At 74.0% G+C, this 26013-nt stretch carries 10 protein-coding genes; 6 read left to right on the top strand and 4 right to left on the bottom strand.

Annotated elements, in window-relative coordinates; all coding sequences use genetic code 11:
- Positions 1 to 122: 122 nt before the first annotated feature.
- The 4 genes from FJK98_RS09470 to FJK98_RS09455 all read left to right on the top strand — a co-directional run bounded on the left by FJK98_RS09470 (position 123) and on the right by FJK98_RS09455 (position 5319).
- Positions 123 to 1469, top strand: coding sequence for a KamA family radical SAM protein (locus FJK98_RS09470; protein ID WP_145918686.1), 1347 nt, complete (start codon positions 123 to 125; stop codon positions 1467 to 1469).
- Positions 1470 to 1498: 29 nt separating this feature from the next.
- A complete protein-coding gene (locus FJK98_RS09465; protein WP_145918685.1) occupies positions 1499 to 2755 on the top strand; it encodes a pyridoxal phosphate-dependent aminotransferase in 1257 nt (418 codons plus the stop codon).
- A gap of 64 nt (positions 2756 to 2819) precedes the next feature.
- Positions 2820 to 3749, top strand: coding sequence for an ACP S-malonyltransferase (locus FJK98_RS09460; protein ID WP_145918684.1), 930 nt, complete (start codon positions 2820 to 2822; stop codon positions 3747 to 3749).
- A 25-nt stretch (positions 3750 to 3774) separates the two neighbouring features.
- Positions 3775 to 5319 carry an AMP-binding protein gene (locus FJK98_RS09455; protein WP_145918683.1) on the top strand — a complete coding sequence of 515 codons (1545 nt, stop codon included), beginning with the start codon at positions 3775 to 3777 and terminating at the stop codon, positions 5317 to 5319.
- Positions 5320 to 5461: 142 nt separating this feature from the next.
- Here the strand turns inward: FJK98_RS09455 and FJK98_RS09450 are convergent, their stop codons facing one another.
- Positions 5462 to 7057, bottom strand: a complete 1596-nt coding sequence (locus tag FJK98_RS09450; protein ID WP_145918682.1) for a D-alanine--poly(phosphoribitol) ligase — start codon at positions 7055 to 7057, stop codon at positions 5462 to 5464.
- Between the two features lie 158 nt (positions 7058 to 7215).
- Between FJK98_RS09450 and FJK98_RS09445 the strand changes: the two genes are divergently transcribed.
- Positions 7216 to 7470 carry a phosphopantetheine-binding protein gene (locus FJK98_RS09445; protein WP_145918681.1) on the top strand — a complete coding sequence of 85 codons (255 nt, stop codon included), beginning with the start codon at positions 7216 to 7218 and terminating at the stop codon, positions 7468 to 7470.
- A gap of 58 nt (positions 7471 to 7528) precedes the next feature.
- On the opposite strand, the gene FJK98_RS09440 is transcribed toward FJK98_RS09445, so the two are convergent.
- Positions 7529 to 8395: an aldo/keto reductase family oxidoreductase gene (locus tag FJK98_RS09440; protein WP_145918680.1), complete on the bottom strand. Its 867-nt coding sequence runs from the start codon at positions 8393 to 8395 to the stop codon at positions 7529 to 7531.
- 122 nt (positions 8396 to 8517) lie between these two features.
- Here FJK98_RS09440 and FJK98_RS09435 point away from each other — a divergent pair, with 122 nt between their 5' ends.
- On the top strand, positions 8518 to 8982 hold the full coding sequence (locus FJK98_RS09435) for a helix-turn-helix domain-containing protein (RefSeq protein ID WP_145918679.1): 465 nt from the start codon (positions 8518 to 8520) through the stop codon (positions 8980 to 8982).
- Between the two features lie 27 nt (positions 8983 to 9009).
- Here the strand turns inward: FJK98_RS09435 and FJK98_RS09430 are convergent, their stop codons facing one another.
- Together FJK98_RS09430 and FJK98_RS09425 are read right to left on the bottom strand one after the other, a co-directional pair.
- Complete coding sequence (locus tag FJK98_RS09430; protein ID WP_205789494.1) at positions 9010 to 9915, bottom strand: proline iminopeptidase-family hydrolase; 906 nt, start codon at positions 9913 to 9915, stop codon at positions 9010 to 9012.
- Positions 9916 to 9926: 11 nt separating this feature from the next.
- On the bottom strand, positions 9927 to 25994 hold the full coding sequence (locus FJK98_RS09425) for a type I polyketide synthase (RefSeq protein WP_145918677.1): 16068 nt from the start codon (positions 25992 to 25994) through the stop codon (positions 9927 to 9929).
- Positions 25995 to 26013: the final 19 nt, after the last annotated feature.

Raw genomic sequence — 26013 nt, 5'->3', positions numbered from 1 at the left:
CGGCCGCCACTAGCGTGTGGTCGAGGCAACGCGCTGTTGACCGTCGAGCGATTCTCGCGGGCGCGCACCGGTGATTGAGTCACGCCACGTCGGTGGGCGCAACCCCCCATGGAGGATGGTTGATGTCCCTGCTCGTTTCCACGACCGCCGATCCGGGGCGGTTCCACTCCTTCGGGCCGCACCACATCGATGAGCTGGGCGCCCGGTACGGATTGTCGGCCGACAATCTGCACGCGATCCGCACCATTTCCCAGGTGCTGCCCTTCCGGGTCAACGAGTACGTCCTGTCGCACCTGATCGACTGGGACCGTATCCCGGACGACCCGATCTTCCGGCTGGTGTTCCCGCAGCGCGGCATGCTCGCCGCCGCCGACGAGCAGCTCCTGGGTGACCTGCTGCGCGCCGGTGACCGCAAGGGGCTGCGCGGCGAGGTGTCCCGGATCAGGGCGGGGCTCAACCCGCACCCGTCCGGGCAGCAGCAGCACAACGTGCCCAGCCTGGACGGCCAGGAGTTGCCGGGCATGCAGCACAAGTACCGGGAGACGGTGCTGTACTTCCCGCAGCAGGGGCAGACCTGCCACGCGTACTGCACCTACTGTTTCCGGTGGGCGCAGTTCGTCGGGGACGCCGACCTGCGGTTCGCCGCGCCCGGCCCGGAGCAGTTGGTGAGCTACCTGCACCGGCACCCGGCGGTGACCGACGTGCTGGTCACCGGGGGCGACCCGATGATCATGTCGACGGAGCGGCTGCGCAGCCACGTGGAGCCGCTGCTGAACGTCGACACCGTGCGCACCATCCGGTTCGGCACCAAGGCGGTCGCCTACTGGCCGTACCGGTTCGTCTCCGACAGCGACGCCGACGATCTGCTGCGGCTGTTCGAGCAGGTGGTCGCGTCGGGGCGCAGCGTCGCGGTGATGGCGCACTTCAGCCACCCCCGGGAGCTGGCCACCGAGGTCGCCACCCGGGCCATCGCCCGGATCAGGTCGACCGGGGCCGTGGTCTACTGCCAGGCCCCGCTGATCCGCTACGTCAACGACGACGCCCGCGCCTGGAGCGAGATGTGGCGGGCCGAGCTGGCCGTCGGCGCGGTGCCCTACTACATGTTCGTCGAGCGGGACACCGGCCCGCGCGACTACTTCCAGGTGCCGCTGACCCGGGCCGCCGACATCTTCCGCACCGCGTACCAGGACCTGCCGGGGCTGGCCCGGACGGTGCGCGGGCCGGTCATGTCGGCGACCCCCGGCAAGGTGCTGGTCGACGGCGTCGAACGGACCCCGGACGGCGACTTCTTCCAGCTCCGGTTGATCCAGGCCCGGGACCGGCGGCTGGTCGGCCGGCCGTTCCGGGCCCGCTGGTCGGCCGACGCGGCCTGGCTGAGCGACCTGGAGATCGACCCGGCTGCCCCGGCGGACATCCTCGCCGCCGTCAGCCCCAGCGCGGCCCGCCCCGGCGCGGCCGTCACCGCCTGAGCACGTACCGACCTGAAGGGAGCTGGCTGATGGCCGGCCGGAAGATCTCGCCCAACCTCGCGCTCGACCAGTTGGTCGCGCAGCGCATCGCCGCAGGCGAGTCCATCGTGCACCTGGGCTTCGGCGAGTCCCGCCTGCCGGTGTTCCCGCCGCTGCTGCGGGCGCTGACCGAGGGCGGGGACCGCAACGCCTACGGGCCGGTGGTCGGCGACCCCGCCACCCGGGACGCGGTCGCCGGGTACTTCTCCCGCCGCCGGCTGCCCACCGAGGCCGACCAGGTGATCATCGCGCCGGGCAGCAAGCCGCTGCTGATGGCCCTGCAACTGGTCGTCGGCGGGGACACCCTGCTCGCCGCGCCGAGCTGGGTCACCTACGCCCCGCAGGCCCGGCTCGCCGGCAAGACCGTGCTGGGGGTGCCGATCCCCGACTCGTGCGGCGGGGTGCCCGACCCGGCGGCGCTGCGGGAGACGATCCGCGCCGCCCGGGTGCTCGGTCACGACCCGCGCATCCTGGTGCTCACCTCGCCGGACAACCCGACCGGCACGCACGCCCCGGACGACCTGGTCCGCGAGCTGTGCGCGATCGCCGAGGAGGAGGACCTGCTGATCGTCTCGGACGAGATCTACCGGGACATCCTGCACACCCCGGGCACGGACCTGCTCTCCCCGGCCGAGATCGCCCCCCGGCGGACCGTGGTGCTCACCGGGCTCAGCAAGAACCTGGCGCTCGGCGGCTGGCGGATCGGCGCGGCCCGGTTCCCGGCCGGCGGGTGGGGTGAGCGCATCCGCGCCGACGTCGCCTCGGTGGCCAGCGAGATCTGGTCCACCCTGGCCGGGCCGATGCAGTCGGTCGCCCGGTACGCCTTCGCCGAGCCGCCGGAGATCCGCGAGCGGCTCACCGAGGACGCCGCGCTGCACGGCGCGGTGGCGGGCGCGGTGCACCGGATCATGGTGGAGGCGGGCGCCACCTGCCGGCCGCCGACCGGCGCGTTCTACGTCTACCCGGACTTCGCGCCGCTGCGCGGGCCGCTGGCCGAGCAGGGCATCACCGACGGCGCCACCCTGCAGCACTACCTGCTGGAAGAGCTGGGCGTGGCGGTGCTCTCCGGCCACCACTTCGGCGACCGGCCGGAGGCGCTGCGGTTCCGGGCCGCCACCAGCATGCTCTACGGCGACACCCCGGAGCAGCAGCGGCAGACCCAGACCGCCGCCGACCCGCTGACGGTGCCGCACGTCGCCGACGCGTTGACCCGTATCGAGCAGGCCCTGGCCAAGCTCCCCCGGTGAACCGACCCGACTCCCCCGCCGACCGCGCCGGTGCCGGTCTGCCCCGACGACAAGGACGCCCCAGATGACCAGCGCCATCGTCTTCCCCGGGATGGGTCCGTGCGACTTCGCCGACGTCGCGAAGTTCATGCTCATCGACCGGGACGCCCGCGAGCTGCTCGCCACCGCCAGCGACGCCCTGGACTACGACCTGTTCGCCCGGTACCGCGACAGCGACAGCGACTACTCCGAGTACGCCCAGGTGGCCTTCCTGGTCAACTGCGTGGCGCTGGCCCGGTGGGCGGAACGGACCATGGACCTGCGGCCGGACCTGATCGCCGGGCCCAGCTTCGGTGGCAAGGCCGCCGCCGTGTTCAGCGGCGCGCTGGACTTCGCCGAGGCGGTCCGGATGACGGCGCGGCTGTCCCGGATCGAGACGGAGTACTTCACCGCCGAGCAGCGGGGCGTGGTGACCATGTCGTTCGTCCGTACCCCGGCCGAGCGGCTGCGGGAGATCCTCGCCGAGCTGGACGAGGCCGGCGAGTGGTACGAGATCTCCTGCTACGTGGACACCGACTTCTGGATGGTGACCCTGCACGAGGGGCGCACCGACTGGCTGGCGCAGCGGCTGCGGGCCGGCGGCGGGCTGCCGCTGTACGTGATGGACCCGCCGCTGCACGCCGCCGCGTTCGGGCCGCTGCGCGACCGGGTGGAGGCGGAGCTGTTCGGGTCGCTGCGCTTCACCGACCCGCAGATCCCGGTCGTCGCCGACCAGGACGGCACGGTACGCACCACCGCCGACGGCGTACGGACGATGCTGCTCGACGGGATCGTCACCCCGGTGCGCTGGCCGGAGGTGGTCGCCACGTTCCAGCGGTCCGGGGTGGAGACGGTGCACGTCTGCGGGCCGGACCGGTTGTGGGGCCGGGTCGGCGCCACCGTCCGCAACTTCCGGACCGCCATCGTGGACCCGCGACGGGCGATGCGGCCGATCCGTCGCACCGTGGCCGCCTGAGCGCCGGTAGAGCACGGAGGACGAGATGACCCAGCACACCGACTACGCCCTGCACGGCCGGTTCCTCCAGGGGCTGGCCGTCGCACCCCGGGCCACCGCCCTGCACCTGCCGTCCGGGCCGGTCAGCTACGAGGAGCTGCACGCCACCGCGCTGCGCTGGGCGGGGGCGTTGGCCGCCGGTCCGGACGGGCCGCCCCGGGTGGTCGGCATCCTGGCCGGCAAGACCCTGGAGTCGTACGCGGGGCTGCTGGCCACCCTGTACGTCGGCGCGACCGCCGTCCCGCTGCACCCGGAGTTCCCGGCGGCCCGGACGGCGGGGATGCTCACCGCGTGCGGGGTCTCCACCCTGCTGCTCGACGAGGCCGGGCTGGCGGTCCGGGCGGAGATGGGCGACGCGGTCGCCGGGGTGCCGGTGTTCGCGCCGGTGGTGGACCCGCGCGGCAGCGGCACCGGGCTGCGGCTGCCGGTGGTGGGGGCGACGCCGCTGGCCGCGCCCCGCGCCGCCGGCCCCGACGACCTGGCGTACGTGCTGTTCACCTCCGGGTCGACGGGACGCCCCAAGGGGGTGCCGATCACCCACGGGAACCTGCGGCACTACTTCTCGGTGCTGGACGACCGGTACGACTTCGGCCCGGACGACCGGTTCTCCCAGTCGTTCGACCTGAACTTCGACTGCGCGATGTTCGACCTGTTCTGCGCCTGGGGTGCGGGGGCGAGCGTGCACCCGGTGCCGCCGGCGGCGTACCGGGACGTGCCGGCGTTCGTCGCCGAGCGGGGCCTGACGGTGTGGTTCTCCACCCCGAGCGCGATCACCCTGGTCCGGCGGACCGGCCGGCTGGCCGCGGCGGCGATGCCGTCGCTGCGGTGGAGCTTCTTCGCCGGGGAGGCGCTGCACGCCGCCGACGCGGTGGACTGGCAGACGGCGGCACCCGGGTCGACCCTGGAGAACATCTACGGCCCGACCGAGCTGACCGTGACCATCACCGGGCACCGCTGGTCGCCGCAGACCTCGCCGGGGTTGTGCGTCAACGGCCTGGTCCCGATCGGGACGCTGCACGACGGGCACGACGGGGTGCTGCTCGACGCGGACGGCGCGGCCAGCGAGGTGGAGGGGGAACTCTGCATCACCGGCCCGCAGCTCACCCCCGGCTACCTCGACCCGGCCGACGACGAGGGCCGGTTCCTGCTGCGCGACGGCCGGCGCTGGTACCGCACCGGGGACCGGGTCCGGCGGCTGGAGAACAAGGAGCTGATCTACCTGGGCCGGCTCGACTCGCAGGTGCAGGTGCACGGCTGGCGGGTGGAGCTGGCCGAGATCGAGCACGCCCTGCGGGGCTGCCCCGGCATCGAGGACGCGGTGACCGTGGCCCGTGCCGGGGCCGGCGGCACCGAACTGGTGGTCTTCTACACGGGTGCGCCGACCGCCCCGGCGGAGCTGTCCCGGCAGTTGCGGCAGATCCTGCCCAAGGGGATGCTGCCGCGGTCGTACCGGCACGTGTCGGAGTTCCCGTTGAACTCCAACCGCAAGGTGGACCGGGCCCGGCTGGCCCGGGAGGCCGCCGAAGGCTGAGGTTGATCGACGCTGTTGCGCCGAAATGGCGGCATCCGATCCCGTCGGATGCCGCCGTTTGACCGTCGCAGCGGCGGCACAGGAAAAACCCCTGGCCGGTCCCCCTCCTGAAGGGACCGGCCAGGGGCCGTCAGGGGCCGGCTCAGCGCTGCGCGGGCTGTCCGGCGCGCTCGGCGAGAGCCCGGCGGTCGATCTTGCCGTTGGCGTTGACCGGCAGCTCGTCGATGACCCGGACCTGCTGCGGCACCATGTAGTCGGGCAGCGCCTCCAGGCAGAACGCGCCCAGCTCCATCTCCTCCACGCCGGTGACGCCCTCGTCGAGCACCACGAACGCGGCCAGCACCGGGTCCTTGCCCTCCTGCGGCAGCATCAGCGCGGCGGCGCCGGCGATGCCCGGGAACTCCCGGACCCGGCGCTCCACCTCACCCAGCTCGACCCGGTTGCCGCGCACCTTGACCAGCAGGTCGGCCCGGCCGGTGAAGTACAGCTCCCCGCCCTCGCCCCGGTAGGCCAGGTCGCCGGTGCGGAAGACGACCTGCCCGGTGGCCGGGTTGAGCGGGTCGGGGACCAGCGCGGCGGCGGTGGCCTCCGGGTCGTTCCAGTAGCCGTGGAACAGTGCGGCGCTGCGCAGGTGGATCTGCCCGACGACGCCCGGGGAGTCGACCGGCCGGCCGTCCTCGTCGATCAGCAGCATCTCCGCGCCCGGGTGGGCGTGGCCGATGGAGATCCGGTCGACGTCGTCGGGCAGCGGGTTGGGCACGTCGGTGAAGGACGCGGCGATGGACTCGCTGCTGCCGAAGCAGTTGACCACCCGGGCGTGCGGCAGGGCACGTTGCAGCTCCCGCATCTCGGGCAGGGGGAAGTTCTCGCCGGAGTAGAGCACCCCGCGGATCTGCTCACCGAGCGCGGCCAGCCCGGCGAACTCGTGCCGCAGCACCCCCCGCCAGATCGACGGCACGCCGTTGACCTGGGTGGCGCCGCTGTCGGCGAGGAACTGCACGAAGCGGCGCGGCCAGCGCAGCAGCGACCGGGGCACCGGCACCACGGCCGCGCCGCTGCCCAGCGCCAGGCCGATGTCGAGCAGCGAGAAGTCGAACTGCAACGGCGAGGTGGTGGCGACCCGGTCCTCGGCGGAGACGATGCCGTGCCGCAGCATGCCCCGGAAGAAGGCGAGCACGCCCCGGTGGCTCATCACCACGCCCTTGGGCCGGCCGGTGGTGCCCGACGTGAAGATCATGTAGGCCGGGTCGGTGGGCACCAGTTCCCGGCGGTGCCGGGTGCGCGGCGCGGGCGCGCGCTCGACCTGGATGCCGTCCGGGCCGAACCGGGCGGTGCCCAGCGGCGCGGGCACGCCCTCGCGGCGGCCGTCGACGGGTTGCAGGTGCAGCGCGGCGGCGGTGCTCTCGGCGATCAGCGCGAGCCGCTGGGCCGGCGTCTCCGGGCTGACCGGGATGAAGGTCAGGCCCAGCGACGAGCAGGCCAGGAAGACCGCGATGGCGGTCGGGGAGGTGTCCGACTCCAGGATCACCCGGTCGCCGATGTCGAGGCCGAGTTCGTCGAGGGCGGCGGCGTAGCCGTCCACCCGCTGGGCGAGCTGACGGTACGAGATGGAGCCGACCTCGCCGCCGACGGCCTGGATGACGGCCGGCTTGTCGGGCGTCAGCCGGGCGCCCGCCAACAGGAACTCGTGCAGCGTCTCCACGGAGGCGTGCGTGCGCGCGAAGTTCTCTCGACTCATGGCCGGAGCGTATCGGCGGCCCCGCCGGCCCCCACCCGCATCGACCCCCCTAACGACCCCTTACCCGGGCCGGGCGGCGGCCGGGAAATTGTCGGGTCGTCACTGCCCGTGGGGCGTTGTTAGCGTCTTCTCACCCTGCACCGGAAGGAATCGCGGACATGTGGGATCAACGGTTCGAGGCCATCCTGCGCCAGCACCTGCCCTTCCTCGACCCCGAGGAGACGCTGCTGGCCGGCACCAGCCTGCGTGACTCCGGCCTGGACTCCCTCGCCATGGTCGAACTGCTGGCCACCCTGGAGAGCGAGTACGACGTGCGCTTCGTCGACGAGGCGATGTCGATGGAGACGTTCGCCACCCCGCAGACGCTGTGGCGCGTGCTGACCGACATGCGTGGCGCGCCCGCGCCCGTGTGAGCGGCACCCGTTGCGCACAGTGCCCGTGACCGGTCCGGTCACGGGCACTTCTGCGCGGTCAGCGGCCGATCGCGTCCAGGGCGGCGAGGTCGTCGGCGGTGAGCGTCAGCCCCGCCCCGGCGACGTTCTCCCGCAGGTGCGCCACCGACGAGGTGCCGGGGATGAGCAGGATGTTCGGTGACCGCTGCAACAGCCAGGCCAGGGCGACGGCCATCGGCGTGGCGTCCCGGCGGGCGGCCACGGCCGACAGCGCCGCGGACTGCAACGGGCTGAAACCACCCAGCGGGAAGAACGGCACGTAGGCCACCCCCTGCCCGGCGAGCCGGTCGATCAGCGCGTCGTCCTTCCGGTACGCCAGGTTGTAGAGGTTCTGCACGCACACGACCGGGGCGATCGACTGCGCTTCGGCGACCTGCTCCGGCGTCACGTTGCTCAGCCCCAGGTGCCGGATCAGGCCTTCCTGCTGGAGGGCGACGAGCGTCTCGAACGGCTCGGCGAGGGAGCCGGCCCGGGGCCCCGTGGCGTCACCGAGCCGGAGGTTGACCAGGTCCAGGGCTTCGACGCCGAGGTGCGCCAGGTTCTCCTCGACGGCCCGGCGCAGCTGCTCCGGCTCCCGCGCCGGGGGCCAGCCGCCCTGCCGGTCCCGGGTCGCGCCGACCTTGGTGACCAGGTGCAGCCCCTCGGGGTACGGGTGCAGGGCCTCGCGGATCAGCCGGTTGGTGACGTGCGGCCCGTAGGCGTCGCTGGTGTCGATGTGCGTGATGCCGAGGGCGACGACCTCCCGCAGGACGGCCAGGGCGGCGTCCGGGTCGGCGGGCGGTCCCATCACCCCGGGGCCGGCGAGTTGCATGGCGCCGTAGCCGAACCGGGTGACGGTGAGGTCGCCCAGCGTCCAGGTGCCGCCGGGCAGAGAGCGGGTGAGCATGTGGCTTACCTCGGCCTTTCATGGTGATCGGAGCGGTACCGGACCACTGTCGGTGAGGTAGCTTTCTGCTGGGAAGTAGGCACCTGAAAGTGCGTAGCGCACCAACTGTGGAAGGAACGGCGATGACGACGAGGACGGCGGCCGAGCGCCGCGCGGAGACGGCGGCGGCGTACGACGCGTTCGTGGCGCAGTGTCCCAGTCGGGAGCTGCTCGCCCGGATCTCCGACAAGTGGGTCGCGCTGGTGCTGGCCGCGCTGCGCACCGACGGCTCGCACCGGTTCGGCGCGGACTGCGCCGGCACCCCCCGGCCGATGCGCTACTCGGAGCTGTCCCGCCTGCTCGCCGGGGTCAGCCAGAAGATGCTCACCCAGACGCTGCGCGCCCTCGAACGCGACGGCCTGGTCAGCCGTACCGCGACGGCGACCGTGCCGGTCACGGTCACCTACGAGCTGACCGACCTCGGCCTCTCCCTGCACGAGACGATGCGTGCCCTCAAGAGGTGGGCCGAAACGCACCTGGACGACGTGCACGCCCACCGGGCGGCCTACGACGCCCGCCACCCCGCCCCGGCGGCCCGCCCCGCCTGAGCAGCGGGCCGTCCGGGGCGGTCGGATTCAGAGCTTGTCGAGGAACTGGGTGAGGATCTCGGTGAACCGCTCCGGGGTCTCCAGGTGGGGCAGGTGGCTGGCCCCATCGATGATCTCCCAGCGGGCACCGGGGACGAGATCGTGGAAGGGGCGGACGGCCGCCGGGGTGACCTCGTCGTACTCGCCGCTGATCACCAGGGTCGGGGTGTCGATCTGCGGCAGCTGGTCGAGCAGCGAATAGTCGCGCAGCGTGCCGATGATGTGGAACTCGCTCGGCCCGTTCATCGCGTGGTAGACGGTCGGATCACCGTTGATCTCCATGAAGGAGGCCATCAACTCCGGCGGCAACGGCTTACACCGGCACACGTGCCGCTGGTAGAAGACCATCATCGCGGCCGTGTACGCCGGGCTGCCGGTGGTGCCGGCCGCCTCGTGCCGGCGCAGCGTCGCGTCCACCCCCGGGGGCAGCGCGGCCCGCAGCACGTCCAGCTCCGGCAGCCACAGCGGGTACGACGCGGGCGCGTTGGCGATCACCAGGCCGCGCAGCCCGGCCGGCCGGCGCACCGCGTGGGCCGCCGCCAGCACCCCGCCCCAGGACTGCCCCAGCAGCACGTACCCGTCGGCGATGCCGAGCTGACGCAGCAGGTTGTCCAGTTCGGCGAGGAACAGATCCACCGTCCAGAAGTCGGCGCCCCGACCCGGCAGGTGGGTGGAGCCGCCGTTGCCGAGCTGGTCGTAGTGCACCACCGGCCGGCCGGTACGGCTCAGCTCGGCCAGGTTGAGCAGGTAGTCGTGGGTGCTGCCCGGGCCGCCGTGCAGCACCACCAGTGGCGGCCGGTCGCCGGGCAGCTCCCCCGTCACCCGGTACCACGTCCGGTGGTCGCCGAACTCGACGGTGCCCTTGGCGGTCGGTGCCAGTGTCATGTCGTCCACTCCAGCTGTCGTCACTGCGCGATCCAGTCCCGTACCACCCCGGCGGTCGTGCCGGCCCGACCCTCCATCATGGTGAAGTGGTCGCCGGGCACCTCCCGGAGCGTGTGCGGGGTCTCCCAGGTGGCCCGCCACCCGTCGTCGTCCCCGCCGGCCACGATGGACTCCTGCGGCCGGACGAAGAGCACCGGTGCGTCGATCGCCTCCACCGGGCAGCTCTCCAGCAACCGGATGTAGCGGCCCATCGCCGAGAGTCGGGCGCTGCTGAACTCGCCGAAGGTGGCCTCCTTGTCCAGCAGCGATTCGAGCATGTGGGTGAAGAACGTCGCCGTGGTGCTGCCGGTGGTCAGGTAGGTGTCCAGCAGCACCACCCCGGTCGGGCGGTGCCCCTGCCGTGCCAGCAGACCGGCGGTGGCGTGGGCGAACAGGCCGCCGGAGGAGTAGCCGACGATGACGTACGGCCCCTGCTCGGCGATCGGGCGGACCATCTCGGCGAACACCCGCACCGCCGCGTCGGCGGAGGCGGGCAGGCTGTCGTCGCGGCCGAAGCCGGGCACCGGCAGGGTCCACACGTCCCGGGTGCCACCGAACTCGGCGGTGAACCGGGCGTACTGCTGGTCGCCGCCGAGGGCCATCGGCGACGGGAAGCAGACGATCGCCGGTGCCTGGTCGCCGCGGGCGAGCCGCCGGGGGGCGGGGATCTGCGGCAGGTCGGCCGGCCCGTCGAAGCTGGGCCGGATGTCGGCCACCGCGTGGAGCAACGCCAGGCCCTGCTGTACCCGACCGCCCCGAACGGCGGTGCCGAACAGCGCGCTCATCGAGTCGGCGGCGGCGTCGGGGGTACCGGCGCGGTCCTCGGCCGGCGGCGCGGCCAGTTCGGTGCGCAGCAGCGTGGCCAGTTCGTCGACGCTGCCGTGGTCGAAGACCACCCCGGTGGCCAGTCGCAGCCCGGTCGCCTCGTTGAGCGCGGTGCGCAGCTCCATCGCGGTGAGCGAGTCGAAGCCCAGCTCGACGAAGCGCAGGGCCGGGTCGAGGTCGTCGGCGCCGCCGTGGCCGAGCACGGCCGCGGCGCGCGCCCGGACCAGGTCGGCCAGCAGCGCCTGCTGCCCGTCGGCGTCGAGCCCGCCGAGCGTACGCCGCAGCGCCGCCGGGTCGGGCCGGTTCGTCCCCGACGCGGCCCGCCTGTTCGGGGTGACCAGGGCCCGCAGGATCGGCGGCACCTCGTCCCCCGCCGGGGTGCCCAGGTCGGCCTTGAGCGGGACGAGCACCGCCTCGGTGCGGGCCAGCGCCGCGTCCAGCAGCGCCAACCCCTCCCCGGCGGACATCGGCAGCACCCCGCCCCGGGACATCCGGACCCGGTCGGTGCCACCGAGGTCGTCGGCCATCCCGCCGCCGGCCCACGGCCCCCAGGCCAGGGACTGGGCGGGCAGCCCGGCCACCCGTCGCGCGCCCGCCAGCGCATCGAGGAAGGCGTTCGCCGCCGCGTAGTTGCCCTGCCCCGGGCCACCGAGCACGCCGGCCGCCGAGGAGAACAGCACGAACGCGGTGAGGTCCGCGTCACGGGTCAACTCGTGCAGGTGGGTGGCGGCGTCGACCTTGGGGCGCAGTACCGCGTCGAGGCGCTCCCGGGTCAGCGACGGGATGATCCCGTCGTCGAGCACCCCGGCGGCGTGCACCACCCCGGTCAGCGGATGCTCGGCGGGCACCCCGGCGAGCAGCGCGGCGACCGCCTCCCGGTCGGCCAGGTCGCAGGCGGCCACGGTGACCTGCGCCCCGCGGGCGGTGAGGTCGTCGCGCAGCGCGGCCATCCCGTCGGCGTCCGGCCCGCGCCGGCTGGCCAGCAGCAGGTGCCGCACCCCGTACGCGTCGACCAGGTGCCGGGCGACGAGCCGGCCGAGGGTGCCGCCTGCCCCGGTGACCAGAACGGTGCCGCCGTCGGTGAAGCCGCTGCCGGGGGTGCCGTCGGGTACGGCGGCGGGCACCAGCCGGGCGGCGTGGGCGACGCCCTCGCGGACGACGAGCTGCGGTTCGCCGCCGGCCAGCACCGCCGGGAGGGCCTGGGCCGACCCGTCGTGGTCGTCGAGATCCACCAGGACGATCCGACCCGGGTTCTCCGACTGTGCGGAGCGGACCAGGCCCCAGGCCGCCGCGGCGGCCGGTTCGGTGACCCGGGTGCCCTGCGCGCCGTGGGTGAGCACCAGCAGCCGGGACGACGCCAGCCGCTCGTCGGCGAGCCAGCCCTGGAGCAGGGTGAGCAGCTGCCCGGTGGTCTGCCGGGCACCGGCGGCAAGGTCCCGCGAGTCGGGCTGGACGCTGGCGACCAGCACCACGTCGGGCGCGACGCCGCCCGCGTCCAGGGCGGCGGTGAGGGCGTCCAGGTCGGGGTGGGTCTCGGCGAGCAGGCCGACGGTGTCGAGCGCGGCGGCCACCTTGAACTCGTCGGCGCCGACCAGCGCCCACCGGCCGGTGGCCGGGGTGGCGGTCAGCGGCACCGGGGTCCAGTCGACCCGGTAGAGGTGCTCCTGACGACCGGTGCGGGCGGCGGCGAGCTGACCCGCGTCGATCTCCCGCAGCACCAGCGAGTCGACCCGGGCGACGGGTGCGCCGGTCTGGTCGGTGAGGGTGAGGGCGACCTCGTCGGGGCCGGTCGGGGTGACGGTGACCCGCAGTGCGCCCGCACCGGTGGCGTGGACGGTGACCCCGGTCCAGGAGAAGGGGACGGCGGGTCTCCCCTCGCCCCGGCTCAGCCCGATGGCGTGCAGGGCCGCGTCGAACAGGGCCGGGTGCAGGTGGAACCGGTCGGCGTCGAGCACGTCGCCGGGGAGCGCGATCTCGGCGTACACCTCGTCGCCGTGCCGCCAGGCGGTCCGCAGGCCCTGGAAGACCGGGCCGTAGACCAGTCCGGCGTCGGCCATCCGCTCGTAGATCCCGTCGACGTCGACGGGAGTGGCGGCGGCCGGTGGCCAGACGGCCCCCGGGTCGGCCGGTGGGCCGTCCGGGGCCGGGGTGAGCAGGCCGGTGGCGTGCCGGGTCCACGGCGCGTCCCGGTGCCGGGAGTAGACGGTGACCGGCCGGCCGCCGTCCTCGCCGGGCGCGCCGACGGCCACCTGCACCTGGACGCCGTCGTCGTCGGGGACGACCAGTGGGGCCTGGAGGGTGAGTTCGGCCAGCCGGCCGCAGCCGACCTGGTCCCCGGCCCGGACGGCGAGTTCGACAAGCCCGGTGCCGGGCAGCACGATCGTGTCGCCCAGCGCGTGCTCGGCCAGCCACGGGTGGGTACGCCGGGACAGCAGCCCGGTGGCGATCAGCCCGTCGGTGTCGGGCAGGGTGGTGAGGGCCGACAGCAGCGGGTGCCCGGCGTCGAGCAGCCCGGCGGCGGTGACGTCCCGGTCCGAGCCGGTGTCCTGCATCCAGTAGTGCTGGTGCTGGAAGGCGTAGGTGGGCAGGTCGACCTGCCGCGCTCCCGGGTGCACGGCCGTCCAGTCGAGGTCGACGCCGGTGGTCCACGCCTGCGCCATCCCGGTCGCGTACGCCGTGACCTGTTCCCGGTCGCGGCGCTGCAACGCGATGGTCACCGCGTCGTCGACGCTGTCGGCGACCATCGCGGTGAGCACGCTGTCCGGCCCGATCTCGATGAACCGGGTGACCCCACGGGCGGCGAGAGCGGCGACCGCGTCGGCGAACCGGACGGTCCCCCGCACCTGACCCTGCCAGTATTCGACCGACCCGAGTTCGGCGTCGCCGGCCAGGTCACCGGTCACGGTCGACACCAGCGGAATGCCCGCCGGGTTCGCCGTCACCCCGTCGAGGACCAGCCCGTAGCCGGCCAGCATCGGGTCCATCAGGTGCGAGTGGAACGCATGCGACACCCGCAGCCGGCGGGTCTTCACCTCAAGGGAGGCTTCCAGCGCGGCGATCTGCTCCTCGGTGCCGGACACGACGACCGCCCGGGGACCGTTCACCGCCGCCACGTCGATGTCACCGAGGTCCAACTCAGCCAGCGGCGCGGCGATCGCCAACATGGCCCCACCCGCCGGAAGCGCCTGCATCAGACCACCCCGGGCCGCCACCACCCGGCACGCGTCCTCCAGGGACCACACCCCGGCCACGTGCGCGGCAGCCAACTCACCGATCGAATGCCCGGCAACGAAGTCCGGCTTCAAACCCCAGGACTCCGCGAGCCGGAACAACGCCACCTCGACCGCGAACAGGGCCGGCTGCGTCCAACCGGTCTGGTCGAGAACACCCTCCGGGTCGGTGAACATCACCTCCCGCAGGTCACCACCCAGCAACGGACCGAACGCGACACACACCTCATCCAGAGCAGCCGCGAACACCGGGAAGGCTTCCGCCAGCCCACGACCCATACCGACCCGCTGCGCACCCTGACCGGTGAACAACACCGCCGTACGACCACCGGTCATCCGACCCGAGACACCGGTGCCGGCGGCCAGGGCCTCCAGACCGGCGGACAGGTCGGCGGCCGTACCGCCGACGGCGACCGCCCGGTGGTCCAGGGCCGCCCGACCGGCGGCCAGGGAGTGCCCGACGTCGACCGGCCGTTCGTCGGTGAGGAAATCGCGCAGGCGGGTGGCCTGTGCGGTGAGTCCGGCGGTGGAGCGGCTGGCGAGCGGCCAGAGCACCACGGCCGGTTCGGGCGTCGACGCGGGCGCGGCCTCGTGTTGCGGGTACTCCTCGACGATGACGTGGGCGTTGGTGCCGCTGATGCCGAACGACGACACCGCCGCCCGGCGCGGACGACCCTCGGCCGGCCAGTCGACGGCCTCGGTCGCGAGCCGCACCTCGCCGGAAGACCAGTCCACGTGCGGGCTCGGCGCGTCCACGTGCAACGTACGCGGCACCACCCCGTGCCGCATCGCCAACACCATCTTCATCACACCCGCCACACCCGCAGCGGCCTGCGTATGACCCAGATTCGACTTCACCGACCCCAACCAGAGTGGCCGCTCCCGGTCCCGGCCGTACGTCGCCAGGATCGCCTGCGCCTCGATCGGATCACCCAACGTGGTGCCCGTACCGTGCGCCTCCACCACGTCCACCTCGGCCGCCGACACCCGGGCGTTGGCGAGGGCCTGCCGGATCACCCGCTGCTGCGCCGGCCCGTTCGGGGCGGTCAGCCCGTTCGACGCGCCGTCCTGGTTGACCGCTGAGCCCCGGACGAGACCGAGGATCGTGTGTCCGTGCCGACGGGCGTCGGAGAGGCGTTCGAGCACCAGCACGCCGACGCCCTCGGACCAACCCGTCCCGTCGGCCGCCGCCGCGAACGGCTTGCACCGACCATCCGGCGCCAACCCCCGCTGACGCGAAAACTCCACGAACGTCTCCGGCGTCGCCATCACCGTCACCCCACCGGCCAACGCCAGATCACACTCACCCGACCGCAACGCCTGACCCGCCAGATGCATCGCCACCAACGACGACGAGCAGGCGGTGTCCACGGTGACGGCGGGGCCTTCGAGGCCGAGGGTGTAGGCGATCCGCCCGGAGACGACGCTGCCGGCGCTGTGCCCGGTCACGTAGTCGTGGTACATCAGGCCGGCGAAGACGCCGGTGGCGGAGCCGCGTACCGAGGAGGGGTCGATGCCGGCCCGCTCGAACGCCTCCCAGGAGACCTCCAGCAGTTGCCGCTGCTGCGGGTCCATCAGCACGGCCTCGCGGGGCGAGATGCCGAAGAACGCCGGGTCGAAGCCGGCCGCGCCGGGCAGGAACCCGCCCTGGTCGGCGTAGCTGGTGTCGGGGCGGACACCGGTCGGGTCGTAGAGCCGGGCGAGGTCCCAGCCCCGGTCGGTGGGGAAGCCGTCGATGGCGTCGACGCCGTCGGCGACGAGTCGCCACAGGTCCTCCGGCGAGGACACCCCGCCGGGGTAGCGGCAGGCCATGCCGACGATCGCCACCGGTTCGTCACCGAACGCCGTGGTGGCGCTGCGCCGCTCCTGCGGTACGTCGAGCGCGCCGCTCAGCTCGCCGTACAGGAACTCGGCGAGGGCCACCGGCGTCGGATAGTCGAAGATCAGGGTGGCCGGGAGCCGCAGGCCGGCCGCCGTGGAGAGCGCGTTGCGCAGCTCGACGGCGGTGAGCGAGTCGAAGCCGAGGCTCTGGAAGGTGCGGTCCGCCTCGACCGCCTCCGGGCCGGCGAGGCCGAGCACGGCGGCGACGTGGGTGTGCACCAGGTGCCGGACGGCACCGGCGCGCTCTTCCTCCGGCAGGCCGGCCAGCCAGTCGCTGCCCGCCCGGTCGACGGCGCTGGCGGCGGTGGCCGTGCGCCGGGTCGGCCCGGTCAGGGCGCGGAACACCGGGGGCAGCCGGTCGCCGAGCGTACGCAGGGTCGGCACGTCGAGCCGGGCCGGGACGAGGGTGGCCGGTCCACCGGCGACGGCGGCGTCGAGCAGGGCCAACCCGTCGGCGGTGGTCAGCGGCAGCACCCCGCCCCGGGACATCCGTTCCCGGTCGGCGTCGGCGAGCTTGTCGGTCATCGCCGACCCCTCGCCCCACAGCCCCCACGCCAGCGACACCGCCGGCAACCCGGCAGCACGGCGGGTGGTGGCAAGCGCGTCCAGGAACGCGTTCGCCGCCGCGTAATTGCCCTGCCCCGGCGCACCCAGCACCCCGGACATCGACGAGAACAGCACGAAGGCCGACAGTTGCCGGTCCCGGGTCAGCTCGTCCAGCAGCGCCGCCGCGTCCACCTTGGGGCGCAGCACCCCCGATACCCGCGCTGCCGTGAGCGACGACACGACGCCGTCGTCGAGCACCCCGGCCGTGTGCACCACCGCCGACAGGTCCGGCACCCCGGCCAGCACGGCGGTCACCTGCTCCCGGTCGGCCACGTCGCAGGCGACCAGGTCGACCTGTGCGCCGGCCTCGGACAGTTCCGCGACGAGATCGTCCGCGCCGGCTGCCGCCGTACCGCTGCGGGACAGCAGCAGCAGCCGGGACACCCCGTGTGCCGTCACCAGGTGCCGGGCCACCGCCGAGCCGAGCGCACCGGTCGCGCCGGTGACCAGCACCGTGCCGGTGCCGTAGCGCGGGGCGTCCGGGGTGGACGCCGGCAGCGTCCGGCGGACGATCCGGGGCACCCGGACGACGCCGTCGCGGATCAGCACCTGCGGGTCGTCGGTGGCCAGGGCCAGCGGGAGAACGTCGTCGAGCCGGTCGGTGTCGACGTCGACGAGGAGGAACCGGTCGGGGTTCTCCGCCTGCGCGGAGCGGATCAGCCCCCACACCGCGGCGCCGGCCAGGTCGGTCACGTCGTCGCCGACGGCGTGCCGGGTGAGCACGACGAGCGGGGCGGCGGTGGTCCCGGCCAGCCAGCGCTGGGCGATGTCCAGCACCCGGTTCACCTCGGCGTGCACGTCGTCGGTGCCCCCGGCGCGCAGCACCACCAGTTCGGCCGCGCCGTCGGCGGTCGCCGAGCCACCGTCGCCGCCACCCGGTACGGCGGTCGTGGTGTGGCCGTCGCCGGTCGGGGCGGTGTCGGGGTGCCAGGTCCAGGTGGTGGCGGTCGGGGTGACGGTGACCGGCTGCCAGTCCAGGCCGAACAGCGCGTCGGCGACGCCGGTGCCGGCGGTGACCTGCACCGGGCGGAGCACCAGCGACCGTACGGTGGCCACGGGTGCGCCTACCGCGTCGGCGACCGCGATCCGGACCCCGCTGCCGGCCGGGGTGAGCCGGACCCGCAGGCTGGTCGCGCCGGTGGCGTGCAGCGTCACCCCCGACCAGGCGAACGGCAGGCCCCGGGGGGTGTCGCCGTCGGCGCGGGTGAGGGCGTGCAGGCCGGCGTCGAACAGGGCCGGGTGCAGGCCGTAGCCGTCGGTCTCCGTACCGTCGGGGAGGTCGACCTCGGCGAAGAGTTCGTCACCGGCCCGCCAGGCGCGGCGGAGGCCCTGGAAGACCGGGCCGTAGTCGAGCCCGCCGCCGGCGAGGTCGTCGTAGAGGCCGGCCAGCGGCAGCGGTTCGGCGTCGGCGGGGGGCCACGCGGTGAGGGCGACGCCGGGGGTGTCCCCGGCGGTGAGCACGCCGGTGGCGTGCCGGGTCCAGGGGACGTCGTCGTGTTCCCGGGAGTGCACCAGGACGGCCCGGCGGCCGGTCGGGTCGGGCGGCTCCACGGCGACCTGCACCTCGACGCTGCCGGCGGCGGGGACGACGAGTGGCGCGTGCAGGGTCAGTTCGTCGAGCAGGCCGACGCCGACCCGGTCGCCGGCGTGGATGGCGAGTTCGACCAGGCCGGTGCCGGGGAAGACGACGGTTCCGCCGACGGCGTGGTCGGCGAGCCACGGGTGGGTGTGCAGCGACCACCGGCCGGTGAAGACGACGCCGTCGGTGTTGGCCAGCGGCACGGCGGCGTCGAGCAGCGGGTGGGTGGCGGCGAGCAGGCCGGCGCCGACGAGGGCCGGGTCGTAGAGCCAGTAGTGCTGGCGTTGGAAGGCGTAGGTGGGCAGGTCGACCTGCCGGGCGGCGGGGTGGATGGCGGCCCAGTCGAGGTCGACGCCGGTGGTCCACGCCTGCGCCATCCCGGTCGCGTACGCCGTGACCTGTTCCCGGTCCCGGCGCTGCAACGCAATCGCCGCAGCATCCTCGACGCAGTCGGCGACCATCGCGGTGAGCACACTGTCCGGCCCGATCTCGACGAACCGGGTGACCCCACGGGCGGCGAGAGCGGCGACCGCGTCGGCGAACCGGACGGTCCCCCGCACCTGACCCTGCCAGTAGTCGACCGAGCCGAGTTCGGCGTCGCCGGCCAGGTCACCGGTCGCGGTCGACACCAGCGGAATGCCCGCCGGGTTCGCGGTCACCCCGTCGAGGACCAGCCCGTAGCCGGCCAGCATCGGGTCCATCAGGTGCGAGTGGAACGCATGCGACACCCGAAGCCGGCGGGTCTTCACCTCAAGGGAGGCTTCCAGCGCGGCGATCTGCTCCTCCGTGCCGGACACGACCACCGCCCGGGGGCCGTTCACCGCCGCCACGTCGATGTCACCGAGATCCAGCTCGGCCAGCGGCGCGGCGATCGCCAACATGGCCCCACCCGCCGGAAGCGCCTGCATCAGACCACCCCGGGCCGCCACCACCCGGCACGCGTCCTCCAGCGACCAGACACCGGCCACGTGCGCGGCAGCCAACTCACCGATCGAATGCCCGGCAACGAAGTCCGGCTTCAATCCCCAGGACTCCGCGAGGCGGAACAGGGCCACCTCTACCGCGAACAACGCCGGCTGCGTCCAACCGGTCTGATCGAGGACACCGTCCGGGTCGGTGAACATCACCTCCCGCAGATCACCGTCCAACAACGGCCCGAACGCCGCACACACCTCGTCCAACGCCTGCGCGAACACCGGGAAGGCCGCCGCCAGCTCACGACCCATACCGACCCGCTGCGCACCCTGACCGGTGAACAACACCGCCGTACGACCGGTGGTCAGGTGGCCGTGCACACCCTGGCCGGCGGCGAGGGCGCGGAGGCCGGCGACGCCGTCCCCGACGGCCACCCCCCGGTGCTCCAGGGCCGCCCGGCCGGTGCCGAGGGTCAACGCCACGTCGGCGGGGTTCAGGTCGGCGTCGGCGAGGAAGTCGGCGAGGCGGGCGGCCTGGGCGGCGAGGCCGCTGGCCGACCGGCCGGAGACCGGCCACAGCGGCACCGGCGTCGGGGCCGGCGCGGCGGGCGGCGCGGTGTCGGGGGCCTGTTCCAGGATCAGGTGGGCGTTGGTGCCGCTGATGCCGAACGACGACACCGCCGCGCGACGCGGCCGGTCCAGCGCCGGCCACCGCACCTCGTCGGTGGCGAGCCGCACCTCGCCGGAAGACCAGTCCACGTGCGGGCTCGGCGCGTCCACGTGCAACGTACGTGGCACCACCCCGTGCCGCATCGCCAACACCATCTTCATCACACCCGCCACACCCGCAGCGGCCTGCGTATGACCCAGATTCGACTTCACCGACCCCAACCAGAGTGGCCGCTCCCGATCCCGGCCGTACGTCGCCAGGATCGCCTGCGCCTCGATCGGATCACCCAGGGTGGTACCCGTACCGTGTGCCTCCACCACGTCCACCTCGGCCGCCGACACCCCCGCGTTCGCCAGGGCCTGCCGGATCACCCGCTGCTGGGAGGGACCATTCGGGGCGGTCAGCCCGTTCGACGCGCCGTCCTGGTTCACCGCCGAACCACGCACCACGCCCAGGACCCGGTGCCCGTTGCGCACCGCGTCGGACAACCGCTCCAACACCAGCACGCCGACGCCCTCGGACCAACCCGTCCCGTCGGCCGCCGCCGCGAACGGCTTGCACCGACCATCCGGCGCCAACCCCCGCTGACGCGAAAACTCCACGAACGTCTCCGGCGTCGCCATCACCGTCACCCCACCGGCCAACGCCAGATCACACTCACCCGACCGCAACGCCTGACCCGCCAGATGCATCGCCACCAACGACGACGAACACGCCGTGTCGACCGACACCGCCGGCCCCTCCAGCCCGAGCGTGTACGCCACCCGGCCGGTGACGACGCTGCCGGCGCTGTGCCCGGAGACGTAGTCGTGGTACATCACCCCGGCGAACACGCCGGTGGACGAGCCGCGCAGGGTGCCCGGGTCGATACCGGCCCGCTCGAACGCCTCCCACGACACCTCCAGCAGCAACCGCTGCTGCGGGTCCATGATCACCGCTTCGCGGGGGGAGATGCCGAAGAAGACCGGGTCGAACTCGGCGGCGTCGGTGAGGAAGCCGCCCCTGTCCACGTACGTGGTGTCGGGGCGGCTGCTGGTCGGGTCGTACAGCCTGGCCAGGTCCCAGCCCCGGTCCGTCGGGAAGCCGTCGATGGCGTCCGCGCCGTCGGCGATCAGCCGCCACAGGTCCTCCGGCGAGGTGACGCCGCCGGGGTAGCGGCAGGCCATCCCGACGATCGCCAGCGGCTCGTCGTCGGCGACGGTCGTGGCGACCTTCCGTACGGTGGCGACGCCGTCCGGGCCGGCGATCTCGCTGAGCAGGTGCCGGGCCAGGTCACGCGGCGACGGGTAGTCGAAGATCAGGGTGGCGGGCAGCCGCAGGCCGGTGGCGGCGGAGAGCCCGTTGCGCAGTTCGACGGCGGTGAGCGAGTCGAAGCCCAACTCCTGGAACGCCCGGCCGGCGTCGATCCGTTCGGCGGAGGCGTGCCCGAGTACCGCCGCCACCTGGCTGAGGACCAGGGCGGTCGCGGCGCGTTCGCGTTCCTCGGTGGACAGCGCGGCGAGGTCCGCCGCCCAACCGGTGGCGGTGGCCCCGGCGGCGGCGCGGGCGGCCGTCCGCCGGGCCGGGCGGACCAGGCCGTGGAACGGCAGCGGCATGTCCTCGCCGAGGGTACGCAGGGCGGCCAGGTCGAGCCGGGCCGGCACCGCGGTCGGGTACGGGTTGGCCACGGCAGCGTCGAGCAGGGCCAACCCGTCGGCGGTGGCCAGCGGCAGCACCCCACCCCGGGACATCCGCTCCCGGTCGGCGTCGCCGAGCCGGTCGGTCATCGCCGAACCCTCACCCCACAGCCCCCACGCCAACGACACCGCCGGCAACCCGGCAGCACGGCGGGTGGTGGCAAGCGCGTCCAGGAACGCGTTCGCCGCCGCGTAATTGCCCTGCCCCGGCGCACCCAGCACCCCGGACAACGACGAGAACAGCACGAACGCCGACAGCTCCCGGCCCCGGGTCGCCTCGTCGAGCAGCCACGCGGCGTCCACCTTGGGCCGCAGCACCGCCGACAGCCGGGCGGTGGACAGCGACGACACCACCCCGTCGTCGAGCACCCCGGCGGTGTGCACCACCGCCGACAGGTCGGCACAGGTGTCGAGGAGGGCCGTCACCTGCTCCCGGTCGGCCACGTCGGCGGCGACCAGGTCAACCTGCGCGCCGGCCGCGGTCAGCTCGGCGACCAGGTCGTCGGCCCCCTGCGCGGCGGGGCCCCGGCGGGACACCAGCAGCAGCCGGTTGACCCCGTGCGCCGTCACCAGGTGCCGGGCCACGGCCGCGCCGAGGGCACCGGTCGCGCCGGTGACCAGCACCGTGCCGGTGCCGTAGAGCGGGGCGTCCGGGGTGGCCGGTTCGACGAGCTGACGGGTGAGCCGGGGCACCGAGACCACGCCGTCGCGGACCCGTACCTGCGGCTCGCCGGTGGCCAGGGCGACGGCGAGCGTCCCGGCCACGTCCGCGTCCGGGTCGGTGTCGACAAGCAGCAGCCGGTCGGGGTTCTCGGCCTGCGCCGAGCGGAGCAGCCCCCAGACGGCCGCCCCGGTCAGGTCGGTGCCGTCGCCGCCGACGGCACGCCGGGTGAGCACCACGAGCCGGTGGGTGTCGGGGCCGGCCAGCCACTCCTGCGCCAGGCCGAGGACCCGGTTCACCTCGTCGTGCACCGCTTCCGGGCCGGTGACGTCCCCGGCGCTGCCGGCGGTCAGCACCAGCAGGTCCGCGTCGGCGGGGACCGGCCCGCTGCCTGCGGGCAGGGTGGCCGGGTGGTGGGCCCACTGCGGAGCGGCCGTGGTGGTGGGGGTGCCGATCTCCTGCCAGGTCAGGTCGAACAGGGAGTCGGCGACCCCGCCGGGGCGGGTCACCTGGACGGGGCGCAGCACCAGCGAGTCGACGGTGGCGACGGGTGCGCCGACCGCGTCGGCGACCGCCACCCGTACCCCGGAGCCGACCGGGGTGAGCCGGACCCGGACGCCGGCCGCGCCGGTGGCGTGCAGGGTGAGGCCGGTCCAGGCGAACGGCAGGCCCCGGAAGGTGTCACCCTCGGCGAGACCGAGGGCGTGCAGGCCTGCGTCGAGCACGGCGGGGTGCAGGCCGAACCCGTCGGCGTCCACCCCCTCCGGCAGGGTGACCTCGGCGTAGAACTCGTCGCCGCGCCGCCATACCCGGCGCAGGCCCCGGAACACCGGGCCGTAGACGAGGCCGCCGGTCGCCAGGTGCTGGTAGAGGTCGTCGATGGGCACCGCTTCGGCGTCGGCCGGCGGCCACTGCGTGAGGGCGGTCCCGGTGGTACGCCGACCGGCGGCGAGCACCCCACTGGCGTGCCGGGTCCACGGGGCGTCGGTGTCGGCGCTGCGGGCGTACACCTGGAGGGTGCGGGCCTGGCCGGCGTCGGCGGGGCCGACGACGACCTGGAGCTGGACGCCGCCGCGCTCGGGCAGCACCAGCGGGGCTTCGATGGTCAGCTCGTCGACGGTCTCGGCACCGACCTGCGCACCGGCGTGCAGGGCGAGGTCGACGTAGCCGGTGCCGGGGAAGACGACCGCGCCGTCGACGGCGTGGTCGGCGAGCCACGGGTGCCGGTCGAGGGAGAGCCGGCCGGTGAGGACGGCCCCGTCGGCGTTGGCGAGGGTGACGGCCGCGCCGAGCAGCGGGTGGTCGGCGGAGTCCAGGCCCATGGCGGTGGCGTCACCGGGGTCGACCGGGGCGTCCAGCCAGAACCGCTGGCGCTGGAAGGCGTAGGTGGGCAGGTCGACGGTCCGGCCGCCGGGGTTGACGGCCGCCCAGTCGAGGTCGACGCCGCTGATCCACGCCTGCGCCATCCCGGCGGCGTACGCCTCGACCTGCTCGCGCTTGCGCCGCTGGAGCGCGATGGCGGTGGCGTCCTCCACGCAGTCGGCGACCATCGCGGTGAGCACACTGTCCGGCCCGATCTCGATGAACCGGGTCACGCCTCGCGCCGCCAGCGTGGCCACGGCGTCGGCGAACCGGACGGTCCCCCGTACCTGGCTCTGCCAGTATTCGGTTGAACCGAGTTCGTCGTCGCCGGCCAGGTCGCCGGTGGCGGTCGACACCAGCGGGATGCCCGCCGGAGCGGTCGTGACGTCCCCCAGCACCCGCCCGTACTCGGCCAGCATCGGGTCCATCAGGTGCGAGTGGAACGCATGCGATACCCGCAGCCTGCGGGTCTTCACCTCCAGGGAGGCTTCCAGCGCGGCGATCTGCTCCTCCGTGCCGGACACGACGACCGCCCGGGGGCCGTTCACCGCCGCCACGTCGACATCGCCCAGATCCAGCTCGTTCAGGGGCGCGGCGATCGCCAGCATCGCCCCACCGGCCGGAAGCGCCTGCATCAGACCACCCCGGGCCGCCACCACCCGGCACGCGTCCTCCAGCGACCACACCCCGGCCACGTGCGCGGCAGCCAACTCACCGATCGAATGCCCGGCAACGAAGTCCGGCTTCAAACCCCACGACTCCGCGAGCCGGAACAACGCCACCTCGACCGCGAACAGGGCCGGCTGCGTCCACCCGGTCTGATCCAGAACACCGTCCGGGTCGGTGAACATCACCTCCCGCAGATCACCACCCAGCAACGGACCGAACGCGACACACACCTCATCCAGAGCAGCGGCGAACACCGGGAACGCCGCCGCCAGCTCACGACCCATCCCGACCCGCTGCGCACCCTGACCGGTGAACAACACCGCCGTACGACCGGCGACGGTCCGACCCGACAGGCCACCCCCGGCGGCGAGGGTCTCCAGGCCGGCCACGTCGTCACCGAGCACCACACCCCGGTACGCGCCGGCAGCCCGGGTGGTGCCCAACGCGTAGCCGACGTCGACCGGACGCTCGTCGGTGAGGAACTCCCGCAGCCGCTCGGCCTGCCCGGCGAGCGCTGCCGCCGACCGGCCGGACAGCGGCCAGAGCACCACCGGCGGCTCGGTCGTCCCGGCCGGCTCGACGGCCTCGACTGGTGGTGCCTGCTCCAGGATCACGTGCCCGTTGGTGCCGCTCACCCCGAACGACGACACCCCGCCCCGGCGCGGCTGGCCGTGGTCGGGCCACTGCCGCGCCTCGGTCAGCAGCCGCACGGTGCCGGCGGACCAGTCGACGTGGGTGGACGGCTCGCCCACGTGCAGGCTCTTGGGCAGCACGCCGTGCCGCAACGCCATCACCATCTTGATCACGCCGCTGACGGCGGCGGCGGCCTGCGCGTGGCCGATGTTCGACTTGACCGAGCCGAGCCAGAGCGGCCGGTCGGCCGGCCGGTCGTGCCCGTACGTGGCGATCAGCGCCTCCGCCTCGATCGGGTCACCGAGGGTGGTGCCGGTGCCGTGCGCCTCGATCAGGTCGACGTCGCCGGAGGTGAGCCCGGCGTTGGCGAGCGCCTGGAGGATGACCCGCTGCTGGGCCACCCCGTTGGGGGCGGTCAGCCCGTTGGACGCGCCGTCCTGGTTGATCGCGGAACCCCGCAGGACGGCGAGCACCCGGTGACCGTTGCGCTGGGCGTCGGAGAGCCGTTCCAGCAGCAGCATGCCGACGCCCTCACCCCAGCCGGTGCCGTCGGCGTCGTCGGAGAACGGCTTGCAGCGGCCGTCGGAGGCGAGCCCCCGCTGCCGGCTGAACGCGACGAACGCGCCGGGCGTCGACATCACGGTGACGCCGCCGGCCAGGGCCAGCCCGCACTCACGCTGGCGCAGCGCGTGCGCGGCCAGGTGCAGCGCGACCAGCGACGACGAGCAGGCGGTGTTGATGGTGACGGCCGGCCCCTCCAACCCCAGGCTGTACGCGACCCGACCGGAGATCACCGCCCCGGAGCTGCCGGTGCTCATGTACGCCTCGACCGGTTCGGGCAGCACGGTGAGCCGGTCCCAGTAGTCCTGCCCGCCGCAGCCGACGAAGACACCGACCGGGCCGCCGCGCAACGAGTCGGGGTTGATGCCGGCCCGCTCGCACGCCTCCCAGCTCGCCTCCAGCACCAGCCGCTGCTGCGGGTCCATCGCCAACGCCTCGCGGGGCGAGATGCCGAAGAACTCGGCGTCGAACTCGTCGGCGTCGTGGACGAACCCGCCCTGGCGGACGTAGCTGCTGCCGGCGGCGTCCGGGTCGGCGTCGTAGAGGGCGGCGGTGTCCCAGCCCCGGTCGGTGGGGAACTCGCCGATGGCGTCGACGCCGTCGGCGACCAGCCGCCACAGGTCCTCGGGCGAGTTGACCCCGCCCGGGTAGCGGCAGGCCATGCCGACGATCGCGATCGGGTCCTGCTCCTGCGACTCGACCTCGCGCAGCCGCTCCCGGGTGCGGTGCAGATCGGCGGTGACCCGCTTCAGGTACTCGAGGAGCTTCTCTTCGTTCGCCATCCGAACCTCACCAAACTCG

The organism is Micromonospora sp. HM134, assembly GCF_007833915.1.
Lineage (GTDB): Bacteria > Actinomycetota > Actinomycetes > Mycobacteriales > Micromonosporaceae > Micromonospora > Micromonospora wenchangensis.
Note: the sequence above shows the minus strand (reverse complement) of the source record. Positions and strands in the feature narration are given on the sequence as shown.

Coding starts and splice junctions, on each gene's coding strand:
- FJK98_RS09470 (WP_145918686.1), top strand. CDS start 123: ATGTCCCTGCTCGTTTCCACGACCGCCGATCCGGGGCGGTTCCACTCC.
- FJK98_RS09465 (WP_145918685.1), top strand. CDS start 1,499: ATGGCCGGCCGGAAGATCTCGCCCAACCTCGCGCTCGACCAGTTGGTC.
- FJK98_RS09460 (WP_145918684.1), top strand. CDS start 2,820: ATGACCAGCGCCATCGTCTTCCCCGGGATGGGTCCGTGCGACTTCGCC.
- FJK98_RS09455 (WP_145918683.1), top strand. CDS start 3,775: ATGACCCAGCACACCGACTACGCCCTGCACGGCCGGTTCCTCCAGGGG.
- FJK98_RS09450 (WP_145918682.1), bottom strand. CDS start 7,057: ATGAGTCGAGAGAACTTCGCGCGCACGCACGCCTCCGTGGAGACGCTG.
- FJK98_RS09445 (WP_145918681.1), top strand. CDS start 7,216: ATGTGGGATCAACGGTTCGAGGCCATCCTGCGCCAGCACCTGCCCTTC.
- FJK98_RS09440 (WP_145918680.1), bottom strand. CDS start 8,395: ATGCTCACCCGCTCTCTGCCCGGCGGCACCTGGACGCTGGGCGACCTC.
- FJK98_RS09435 (WP_145918679.1), top strand. CDS start 8,518: ATGACGACGAGGACGGCGGCCGAGCGCCGCGCGGAGACGGCGGCGGCG.
- FJK98_RS09425 (WP_145918677.1), bottom strand. CDS start 25,994: ATGGCGAACGAAGAGAAGCTCCTCGAGTACCTGAAGCGGGTCACCGCC.